The following is a 2156-nucleotide window of genomic DNA, read 5'->3' as shown; positions in this document are numbered from 1 at the left end:
TTTCGACACCGTCATCCGGGACGCACTCGAGCAGGCAGCCTGCGGCGCCACCATGCTCGATGTCAACGCCGGCGTCACTTCGGTTAACCCGAACGAGACCGAACCCGGCCTTTTGGTGCAGACGCTGGAGATCGTGCAGGGGCTGGTCGACCTGCCGCTGTCGATCGACAGTTCCGTCACCGCCGCGATCGAAGCAGCACTCAAGGTCGCCAAGGGCCGTCCGCTGGTCAACTCCGTCACCGGCGAGGAAGAAAAGCTCGAAGCCATCCTGCCGCTGGTCAAGAAGTACAACGTGCCGGTCGTCGCCATCTCCAACGACGAGACGGGCATTTCAATGGATCCGGACGTGCGTTTCGCCGTCGCCAAGAAGATCGTCGAGCGCTGCGCCGATTTCGGCATTCCGGCGCATGACGTCGTCGTCGACCCGCTGGTGATGCCGATCGGCGCGCTGGGCGATGCCGGCCGCCAGGTCTTCGCGCTGCTGCGCCGCCTGCGTGAAGAGCTCAAGGTCAACACCACCTGTGGCCTGTCCAACATCTCGTTCGGCCTGCCGCATCGCCATGGCATCAACGCTGCCTTCATTCCGATGGTTATCGGCGCCGGCATGACCTCGGCGATCATGAACCCGGTGCGCCCGCAGGAAATGGAAGCCGTGCGCGGCGCGAATGTGCTGAACGGCACCGACGAGAACTGCACCAACTGGATCCGCACCTATAAGGATTACAAGCCGGCCGAAGGCGGCCAGGCCGTTGCCGCCCCGACGCAAGTCAATGCGCCGGGCGACGGCGCCGGCAATGGCGGCCGCCGCCGTGGCGGCCGTGAAGCCCGGATGGGCCGAGGATAAGCGCGCAATCGTGAACTCACCTGCCAACATCACCGACCCGCTCGTGCTGTTCATGCCGTCCGGCAAGCGCGGGCGTTTTCCTGTCGGCACGCCGGTGCTCGATGCCGCGCGCCAGCTAGGCGTCTATGTCGAAAGCGTCTGCGGCGGACGCGCCACTTGCGGACGCTGCCAGATCGAAGTGCAGGAAGGCAATTTCGCCAAGCACAAGATCACCTCCTCCAACGACCACATCACGCCCAAGGGCGCCAAGGAAGAGCGCTATGAGCGCGTCCGTGGCCTGCCCGAACGGCGCCGCCTCTCCTGCTCGGCGCAGATTCTCGGCGACCTCGTCATCGACGTGCCGCAGGACACGGTCATCAACGCGCAGACCATCCGCAAGGATGCCGACACCAGGGTGATCGCCCGCGATGCGGCGATCCGCATGTGCTATGTCGAGATCGAAGAACCCGACATGCACAAGCCGCTTGGCGATCTCGACCGGCTGAAGATCGCGCTGATGCACGATTGGGGCCTGAAAAGCCTTGATTTCGATTTTTATCTGCTGCCGCAGGTGCAAGGTATCCTGCGCAAGGGCAACTGGACCGCGACCGCCGCCATCTACAAGGATGCCGATTCGGAGACCGCGCGCGTCGTAGCACTTTGGCCCGGCCTCAAGAACGAGGCCTACGGTCTCGCCTGCGACATCGGCTCGACCACCATCGCCATGCATCTGGTGTCGCTGCTGTCGGGCCGCGTCGCCGCCTCCTCCGGCACCTCGAACCCGCAGATCCGCTTCGGCGAGGATCTGATGAGCCGCGTCTCCTATGTGATGATGAATCCTGACGGCCGCGAAGGCATGACGGTCGCCGTGCGTGAGGCAATCTCCGGGCTGGTCGACAAGGTCTGCGCCGAAGGCAATGTCCAGCGCAACGACATCCTGGACAGCGTCTTCGTCGGCAATCCGATCATGCACCATCTGTTCCTCGGCATCGATCCGACCGAGCTTGGCGGCGCGCCCTTTGCGCTGGCCGTTTCGGGCGCTGTGCACATCAAGGCATCCGACATCGGCCTGAAGCTCAACCAGGGCGCCAGGCTCTACATGCTGCCTTGCATCGCCGGCCATGTCGGAGCGGACGCGGCGGCGGTGACGCTGTCGGAAGGCCCGCATCGCCAGGACGAGATGATGCTGATCGTCGATGTCGGTACCAATGCCGAGATCGTACTCGGCAATCGCCAGCGTGTGGTTGCGGCCTCCTCGCCCACAGGCCCTGCCTTCGAGGGTGCCGAAATCTCCGGCGGCCAGCGCGCAGCACCGGGCGCCATCGAGCGTGTG

Annotated in this window: 2 protein-coding genes; both read left to right on the top strand. The window is 64.7% G+C overall.

The window, feature by feature from the left end; all coding sequences use genetic code 11:
- Positions 1 to 844, top strand: an 844-nt coding sequence (locus EN939_RS31250; protein WP_164751381.1) for a methyltetrahydrofolate cobalamin methyltransferase, incomplete at its 5' end; no start/stop codon positions are given.
- Positions 795 to 2156: ASKHA domain-containing protein (locus tag EN939_RS31245; RefSeq protein ID WP_127271466.1), on the top strand; the 1362-nt coding region annotated here is incomplete at its 3' end. The genes EN939_RS31250 and EN939_RS31245, both read left to right, overlap by 50 nt.

The sequence above is a fragment of the Mesorhizobium sp. M7A.F.Ca.CA.002.05.1.1 genome (assembly GCF_003998335.1).
Taxonomy (GTDB): domain Bacteria; phylum Pseudomonadota; class Alphaproteobacteria; order Rhizobiales; family Rhizobiaceae; genus Mesorhizobium.
Note: the sequence above shows the minus strand (reverse complement) of the source record. Positions and strands in the feature narration are given on the sequence as shown.